The organism is uncultured Rothia sp. (assembly GCF_937976295.1).
Lineage (GTDB): Bacteria > Actinomycetota > Actinomycetes > Actinomycetales > Micrococcaceae > Rothia.
On sequence record NZ_CALJRY010000251.1, the window covers coordinates 1 to 8372 of the forward strand.

An 8372-nucleotide genomic window follows, 5' to 3' on the forward strand; every position below is an offset into this window, starting at 1 on the left:
TAAGCAGGAAAGTAAAAACCGCATCCGCGCCATGTTCCTGGGCCTGGTCATTGTGATGCTTATGTCCTCGCTGAATCAGACGATTCTGGCGCCGTCGCTGCCCACGATCGTCGGTGAGCTTCACGGCGTGGAGCACATGAGCTGGGTGATTACTATTTTCATCCTGCTTTCGACGATTACGATGCCGGTCTACGGCAAGCTTTCTGACCAGTTCGGACGCAAGCCCTTCCTGCTTTTTGCGATTATCGCTTTCATGGCGGGTTCGATTGTTGGCGCGCTGGCGCAGGACATGAACTGGCTGATTTTTGCTCGCGCCCTGCAGGGTCTGGGTGGCGGTGGCCTGATGATTCTTTCTCAGGCGGTGATTGCTGACGTGATTCCTCCCCGCGACCGAGGCCGCTACATGGGTATTATTGGTGGCGTTTTCGCGTTCTCGTCGGTGGCTGGTCCGCTGATTGGCGGCTGGATTACTGAGGGGCCGGGTTGGCGTTGGGCGTTTTGGCTGAACCTGCCGTTGGCTATTCTGTCGATTCTTGCGGTGATTTTCTTGCTACCGCACCGCCCGTTCCGTGATCGTGAGAAGCACAGCATTGACTACCTTGGTTCGCTGATTCTGATGGCGGGTACGAGCGCGCTGGTGCTCGCCACGATTTGGGGCGGTAACCAGTACGAGTGGACCTCGCCGCAGATTATTGGTCTGCTGATTTTCTCGGTGGTTGCTGCGCTGGTGTTCATCCCGGTGGAGAACCGTGCGGCTGAGCCGATTATGCCCATGTACCTGTTCAAGAACCGTAACTTCCTGCTGACTTTGGGTGCTTCGCTGGCGCTGGGTGTGGCGATGTTTGGTGCGGTGGAGTACATCCCGACCTATCTGCAGATGGCGCTGGGCGTGAGCGCTACGGTGGCTGGTCTGCTGATGATTCCGATGATGGGTGTCATGCTGGTGGTGTCGATTGTGACGGGCCGCCTGGTGTCGAAGACCGGTCGCTATAAGCGTTATGTGACGACCGGTACCGCGGTTGTGGCGCTGGGCCTATTCCTGCTGTCGACCGTGAATGTTGATACCCCGACCTGGCTGTTCTGTGTGTACCTTGCGGTGATGGGTGCCGGTCTGGGTATGTCCATGCAGTTCTTGACTCTGATTGTTCAGAATGCGTTCCCGGTGAGCGTGGTTGGTACCGCGACGGCTGCGAATAACTTCTTCCGTCAGGTGGGCGCTACTGTGGGTGCCTCGCTGGTGGGTGGTCTGTTTACCTCGCGTCTGACGTCGCTGATTTCTGAGCGTATGCCCCAGCAGGCGCTACAGTCTTCGGGTAGCCATGCGTCTTCGTCTCTGACTCCTGAGCTGGTGGCGTCTTTGCCGGAGCCGGTGCACGGCATCATTGTGAATGCGTATAACGATGCGCTGATTCCGCTGTTCCTGTACCTGGTGCCGCTGGGTCTGGTGTCTACGCTACTTCTGTTCTTCATCCGTGAGGATGCGCTGGCGACGACCCTGGAGACTGAGCCGGCTGTTGATATTGCTCGTGCGGCGACCGGCGCGATTCCGGTGATTACTCCGGAGATGGCGGCGAAGGATGCGCAGGCTCTGAAGAGCATGCAGGGCCCTAACCGCAGGACGATTGCTGAGTCGGTGAGCTCGGAGGCTTCGCATGAGGCGGGCTCTTCGGAGGATGGTGGCTCCCCGCGTTCCTAGAACGAGGGATAAGGTACGCGCTAGAGTGGTTCGTAGTCTTTCGTCATAAAAATTAAAACTGTTACCCCGCTTTGGCGTAACTTATACGTTCAACGGCTACAAACGGTATCCGGTGAAAACTAGAGGAGAACCATTCATGAAGATTCTGCAGCCTACGTCCATTACCCTCGATCATGAGCGTCTGGGCCTGGAGCCGGGTGATACCGTGCGTCTCTACGACCCGGCCACTCCGATTGCTGAGGAAGACACCGACGCGGACGTGTTCATTGCGTGGGCGAACACCACGGAACAGCTGGCTGATTCTGCAGCGCGTCTGAAGAATGTGGGCCTGGTGCAGGCTCTGTTGGCTGGTCCGGATGCTGTGCGTGCTGCGGGTTTCCGCCCCGAGGCTGCTATTTGCGCGGGTGTGGGTCTGCACTCGAAGACTGTGGCTGAGCATGCTCTGGCGCTGACCTTGAACCTGGTGCGTTTCTTGCCGACCCTGGCGGTTGAGCAGGGTAAGCGCCGCTGGGCAGGCGAGCTGGGTGGTGCTCAGGAGCTGCATCCTGAGAACCAGGTGACTACTCTTCTGGATACGAACGTTATGGTGTGGGGCTTTGGCTCGATTGGTCAGGAGATTGCCCGTCTGCTCCAGGCGTTCGGCGCTAAGGTGACCGGTGTGGCTCGTTCTGCGGGTGAACGCGGGGGATTCCCCGTGATTGCGACCGAGTCGGTTGACGAACACCTGCCGAGCACCGATGTGCTGATTATGGTGCTGCCTACCTCTGATGAGACCTTCCACGCGATGGATGAGCGCCGCCTGGCTCTGCTTCCTTCTCGTGCGTACCTGGTGAATGTTGGTCGTGGCACCACCGTGGATGAGCCGGCACTGATTAAGGCACTGAAGGAGGGCAAGCTGGCTGGTGCAGCTGTGGATGTTGCCAACACCGAGCCGCTGCCCGCTGAGGATCCCCTGTGGGATGCCCCGAACCTGGTGATCACCCCGCACGCGGCTGGTGGTCGTCCGGTTGATCCGGAGTCGCTGATTGCTCACAATATTGCTGCCCTGCGTGCTGGTGCTCCGGCTGAGGAGTACCGTAACCGCTTCTAGACGGTTCCCGGGCTGTTTTACGTGTAGCTCCTGCCTTTGAAGGTACTTTGCCTGCGGACAGGTGAGAGACGGAGGCGTTGCCTTCCTACATAAGCGGCGCCCCAGTGCAAGCATTGTGCTCGCACCGGGGCGCCGCTTTTGGCTGCGTTGCCTTAAATAGCGCGCTTAAGAGGTGTGCCTTAGTGCTTGCTTTAGGGGTTTGAACTGTTGGTTTAGTCCCCTAAATGGTGGGTTTACGTGGTGTTTTGCCCTGTTAAAGTGCTTATCGAAAAGGTTATTACGTCCCTATCTGGGATTAATTGTTTCGGATGTAAAATTTTCGTAAAAATTGTTAATCCGCCCCTTTTCCCCGGTATTCCGGGGCATTTTTTTACTCAGCTCCCTTTTAGCTTGCGTACAGGCTGTTCTAAGGGGTGAAAGTGCCCAATGTGGGTTTGGTGGAAGTGTTACAGGCTATATAAGATAAAGTAACTATGCTCCTAGTGACAGTCATCACGAAGCAGTGCGCTAGGACAGCATGACACACATGCCTATGACACCGACATCTACACAAGGAGGGGAACCGTCCCATGTTTAGGTACATCCTCCAGCGATCGCTGACGTACCTCGTCATGGTCTTTATTACGACCACGATGGGTTACTTTGCAGCGGTTACTGCCCTGAAGCCTGCCCTCTTGGAGCAGGAAAAGGTTCCGAAGCCTAGCCCCGAGCAGGTGAACCGTAACTTCGCGTCCCTGGGTCTCGATCCCGAAATGAACCCCTGGGACCGCTACGTTCAGTGGCTGACCAATGTGGTCACCAAGTTCGATTGGGGCCGTAGCCCCAACGGCGCGTACATTAACCAGGAATTTGGCCAGCGCGTGTGGGTTTCTACCCGCCTGCTGCTGGTGGCAACCATTCTCTCGATTGTGATTGGTATTGCCTTGGGTGTGTACTCGGCAGCTCGCCAGTACAAGTTCTCTGACCGTGTTATCACCGGTTACTCCTACCTGGTCTACATCATCCCCGCTCCCGTTGCTTACTTCGTGGTGCAGCAGGGCGCGACCACTATCAACAACATCGCCGTTGCTAATGGTGGAGAGAAGATTTTCTATGTGACCGGTATTTCGACTCCGGGTCTGACCGGATTCTGGGAAATCACCATGGATATGGCGGCGCACTACATCGTGCCGACCTTCTGTATGACCATCTTCGGTTGGGCTGGTTACCAGATTGCACAGCGTCAGTACCTGCTCGATAACGTGAACGCTGACTTCGTGCGTACCGCTCGTGCTAAGGGCCTGACCCGTAACCAGGCGATTACTCGCCACGCACTGCGCGTCTCCTTCATCCCCGTGGCACAGTCCATCGCGTACCAGATTCCGATGATTTTTGCGGGTGCATTCTTCGCCGAGACCGTCTTTGCATGGCCCGGTATCGGTAAGTGGTCGATTGACTCCATTTCCGCGCAGGACGTGAACGCTGCGACCGTGACCCTCGCGTACGGTTCTGCACTGTTCGCTGTCGGTGCGATCATCGCTGATATCGCTACCACCATCGTCGACCCCCGAGTGAGGATCTCATGAGCCAGGTAACTGCAACTTCCTCCGTACCGGTGGTACAGGAGAACGGTGACTTCAAGGTCATCAACAAGAGCGTTATTATTCTGCGCCGCTTCCTGCGTAACAAGGCTGCAGTCTTCGGTCTGTGCGTGTTCATCGGCATGGCTCTGTTCGGTCTGTTCGGTAAGTACCTGACCAAGTACAAGCCCAACGACATTGACTACATGGCGCTGGGTGAAGGCCCCTCGGCCGAGCACTGGTTCGGTACCACCATCGCGGGTAATGACGTGTTCGCCATGATGTCTGAGGCCGTCTGGACCTCTCTCCAAATTGGTGTGGTCGTCGGTTTGGCCACTGTGTTCATCTCCGCAGTTTACGGCTGTGTGATGGCGTACTTCGGTGGCTGGATTGACAAGATTATGCTGTTCATCCTCGAGACCCTGATCATGGTTCCCTCGCTGCTGATTCTGGCAATTCTGATCAACGGTCAGGTTGGTAAGCAGATTCAGAAGAGCGTCCCCACCTGGGTTCTGCTCTCTGCAGTGCTGATTGCCTTCGGCTGGATGGGTAGCGCCCGTGTTATTCGTGCAATGGCGCAGTCCCTCATCAACCGCGACTTCGTGAAGGCTGCACGCTACATGGGTGTGCACCCCTTCAAGATTGTGATGCGCCACCTGGTTCCGAACATTGGCTCCCTGCTGGTTCTGAACTTCACCAGCGGCATCATGGGCGCTGTGCTCTCTGAGGTCGCTTACTCCTTCATCGGCATCGGTATTAAGTACCCCAACTACTCGCTGGGCTCGCTGATTTCGGATGCTTCGCAGCAGATTAACACCCTGCCGCACATGTTCTGGTTCCCGGTTCTGTTCTTCTTCCTGCTGGTTGGTCCGCTGGCCCTCATGAACGACGGTCTGCGTGACGCATTCGACCCGACTTCGATGTCGGTCGGTAAGATCAAGAAGTCCAAGAAGAACGAGAAGGCAGAGGCACCCGCTGCCGCTGCAAAGGAGGCGAAGAACTAATGAGTACCTCTCCCGTTCTGAGCGTTAAGGACCTCAACGTCCGCTTCAACACTGAGAATGGCGTCGTGCACGCTGTTCGCGGTGTGAACTTTGACCTGTACCCCGGTAAGACCCTGGGTATTGTGGGTGAGTCCGGTTCCGGTAAGTCCGTTGCTTCCATGGCGATCATGGGCCTGCACCCGACTACCGCTGACATCACCGGTTCGGTCAAGTACAACGGCACCGAGCTGCTGGGTCTGAGCGATAAGGAAATGTGCGCCTACCGCGGCAAGGAGATCTCTATGATCTTCCAGGATCCGCTGTCCTCGCTGACCCCCGTGTACACCATTGGTGATCAGATTGCTGAGGTGCTCAAGGTCCACAACAAGGGCATGAGCAAGCAGGCTATCAAGGATCGTTCCATCGAACTGATGCGTATGGTGGGTATCCCCTCGCCGGCTGACCGCCTGCGTTCCTTCCCGCACGAGTTCTCCGGCGGTATGCGTCAGCGCATCATGATTGCTATGGCGATTGCGAATGACCCCCGCGTGCTCATCGCCGATGAGCCCACTACCGCACTGGATGTGACCATTCAGGCGCAGGTGCTGGAGGTTATGCAGAAGGCTCAGGAAGAGACCGGCGCAGCGACCATCATGATTACCCACGACCTGGGTGTTGTGGCTGGTATGGCTGATGACATTCTGGTGATGTACGCCGGTAAGCCGGTGGAGATTGCGAAGGCAGAGGACCTGTACAAGCATCCCTCCCACCCGTACACCATCGGTCTGCTGGGTGCGGTTCCGCGTGTGGACCGTTCCGAGAAGATCTCCCTGGTTCCGATTGAGGGTACCCCTCCGAACCTGATCAACCCGGTGACCGCGTGCTCCTTCCGCCCGCGTTGCCCCATCGCTAAGAGCGGTGGCCAGTGCTGCCAGGACTCCAACGGCGAGCCCGATCTGCAGCTGCTGGAAGGCTTTGGTGAGGGTCACTACTCCTCCTGCACCATCTCTCAGGAGCTGGTCGGTAAGACCGCTGATGAGCTGTACCCGGTTCCGGAGCCCCCGGTATCGAAGTACGACGGTATTCCGCGTGAGGAGCGTGCCCCCGTCCTGGAGGTCCGCAACGTCAAGAAGCACTTCCCGCTCATGAAGGGTGCGCTGATTAAGCGCCGCGTGGGCACTGTGAAGGCTGTGAACGGCGTGTCCTTCGACATTCGCGAGGGCGAGTGCTTCTCCATCGTGGGTGAGTCCGGTTGTGGTAAGACCACCACCCTGCTGGAAATCATGGAGTTCAACAAGAACACCGACGGTGAGATTCTGATTAACGGAACCTCCACCAAGGACGGCAAGTCCGCAGGTGAGATTCTTGAGCTGCGTAAGAACCAGCAGATGGTGTTCCAGGACCCCACCGGTGCTCTGGATCCGCGCTTCACCGTTTACGAGGTGCTTGCTGAGCCCCTGGAAAACCAGGGCATGAACAAGGCAGACATCAAGAAGCGTGTCATCGAATTGATGCACATTGTGGGTCTGCAGCCTGACCACGTGAACCGCTTCCCGAACCAGTTCTCTGGCGGTCAGCGTCAGCGTATCGGTATTGCTCGTGCGCTTGCTGTGAACCCCAAGCTCGTGGTTCTGGATGAGCCGGTGTCCGCACTGGACGTGTCCGTCCAGGCTGGCGTGATTAACCTGCTGGAGGAGTTGCGTGCAAACCTGGGCCTGAGCTACCTGATGGTTGCTCACGACCTCGCGGTGATTCGCCACGCATCCGACCGCGTTGCAGTGATGTACCTGGGTCGTATTGTTGAGATTGGTGACGTCGACCAGGTGTTCGACAACCCGATCCACCCGTACACCCGTGCACTGCTCTCGGCGATTCCGGTTCCGGATCCCGAGGTTGAGGCAAAGCGCCACCGCATTATGCTTGAGGGCGACCTGCCCACTCCGGTGAACGCGCCTAAGGGCTGTGGCTTCTCGAGCCGTTGCCCGGTCTTCAAGCTCCTGCCTGAGGACAAGAAGCGTCGTTGCCTGGAGGAGATGCCGGAACTGACCCATGTTGAGGGCCAGGATCACGGTTATGCTTGCTACTTCCCGGAGGCTGAGGCCGCTACGGTGTAGCTCTAGAGTCGGCTGAATAAGTCGCATGTGTGCCGAGGGGCGAGTATTCGTTGAATATTCGCCCCTCGGGTTTTTTATGCCCGGTATTGGCCAGGCGCGTGCAGCTTGAGGTTGTCACCTGGTGAGACGGAGGGAGCATTGGAATGTGGCGCTAGGCACTGCAACCATCAAAAAAACAGGAAAAACTGCACTGACTAGGCGTAACCTTTCTCACCATTCAAGATATGAATATTTATGGGAGGGTGTTCCTGCTGGCTGTAAGCCATAATTAAGCCAAGGGCGCGCCGCTAGGGGCGTACCCGAAGGAACACATTCATAGACCGGCACTAATTCATCACTCACCGCACCCTTTGGGCGGCGCATGAGCAGGGAATCCTTGACGCTTTCCTGCAGGATTATTGAGGGTCAAACGTATAAGAGGACACTCTCATGGAGAAGAATTTCATCCTGAACCGTCGTACCGTTCTCGGTGGCGCTGCAGCACTGGGTACCGTGGGCGTACTGGCTGCGTGCGGTTCGTCCAAGAACTCCAACGCAACCACCCAGGGTGCAACCGTGGGTACCGATGCCAAGGAGCTTTATGACCTTGGTGAGGCTGCTGTTTCTGAGCTGAAGGATGGCGGCACTCTGCGTCTGTCCGTGACTTCGCTCGGTCCTGACTTCAACCTCCTTGGCACCAATGTCACCGCCTACACCCAGGCTGCCCTGAGCCCCATGTACTACAACGGCATCTGGCAGTCAGACCCCATGGGCAAGCGCACCCTGTCTCCCGAGTTTGCCAAGAGCTTCGACGTTTCCGAGGAGAACGGCGTGCCCGTGGTCTCCATTGAGCTGAACCCCGAGGCGAAGTTCAACGATGGTACCCCCATCGACTACAAGGCTCTGCAGGCTACCTGGAACATCCTCAAGAGCACCGATGGTGACTACAAG

5 protein-coding genes and 1 pseudogene are annotated in these 8372 nt (G+C 57.2%); all 6 read left to right on the top strand.

Features of this window, described 5'->3' with window-relative positions; all coding sequences use genetic code 11:
* On the top strand, window positions 1–1696 hold a 1696-nt coding region (locus tag Q0216_RS06675), incomplete at its 5' end, for an MDR family MFS transporter (RefSeq protein WP_298593941.1).
* Between the two features lie 136 nt (window positions 1697–1832).
* Window positions 1833–2786, top strand: a complete 954-nt coding sequence (locus Q0216_RS06680) for a phosphoglycerate dehydrogenase (protein ID WP_298593943.1) — start codon at window positions 1833–1835, stop codon at window positions 2784–2786.
* Between the two features lie 569 nt (window positions 2787–3355).
* Window positions 3356–4351 (top strand): ABC transporter permease, encoded by a 996-nt coding sequence (locus tag Q0216_RS06685; RefSeq protein ID WP_298593944.1) that lies wholly within the window; start codon window positions 3356–3358, stop codon window positions 4349–4351.
* Complete coding sequence (locus Q0216_RS06690) at window positions 4348–5349, top strand: ABC transporter permease (protein ID WP_298593946.1); 1002 nt, start codon at window positions 4348–4350, stop codon at window positions 5347–5349. Before Q0216_RS06685 ends, Q0216_RS06690 begins: the two co-directional genes overlap by 4 nt.
* Entirely contained in the window at window positions 5349–7442 is a 2094-nt protein-coding gene (locus tag Q0216_RS06695; RefSeq protein ID WP_298593948.1) for an ABC transporter ATP-binding protein, read from the top strand. The genes Q0216_RS06690 and Q0216_RS06695 overlap by 1 nt, the downstream gene beginning before the upstream one ends.
* A 429-nt stretch (window positions 7443–7871) precedes the next feature.
* A pseudogene (locus tag Q0216_RS06700) lies at window positions 7872–8372 on the top strand (ABC transporter family substrate-binding protein); the annotation flags it as partial.